Origin of the sequence: Halomonas sp. PBN3 (assembly GCF_000475415.1) — a bacterium.
Taxonomy (GTDB): domain Bacteria; phylum Pseudomonadota; class Gammaproteobacteria; order Pseudomonadales; family Halomonadaceae; genus Halomonas; species Halomonas shengliensis.
The window spans coordinates 1-290 of sequence record NZ_AXCA01000064.1; the positions used below are offsets into that span (position 1 = coordinate 1).

Sequence of the window (290 nt, forward strand, 5' to 3'; positions counted from 1 at the left end):
TATCCCCCGGCAAAGCCGGGGGCTTTATATTGTTAGCCCCTCAAAGGGGCAAGAATCTGAGCCGCCTGAAGGCGGCTGCCTCACATTCCAAACTTGAGCTGATCATAATGCTCATCCACCTTTTCCTGATTCCGGATATAGGCCCTTACCATTCCTTCATCAAGCCCTACTGTCGAGACGAAATAACCTCTCGCCCAGAAGCTTTCACCAGAGAAATTTCGCGATCTGCCCATGAAATTTCTGGCTATAGATATCGCACTCTTCCCTTTGATGTAGCCAACCACATGTGA

General features: G+C 49.3%; 1 protein-coding gene. It reads right to left on the reverse strand.

The genetic code is table 11. From position 1 onward, the window contains the following. Nucleotides 1–80: 80 nt before the first annotated feature. Nucleotides 81–290, reverse strand: a 210-nt coding sequence (locus Q673_RS35880) for a transposase (RefSeq protein ID WP_200861393.1), incomplete at its 5' end; no start/stop codon positions are given.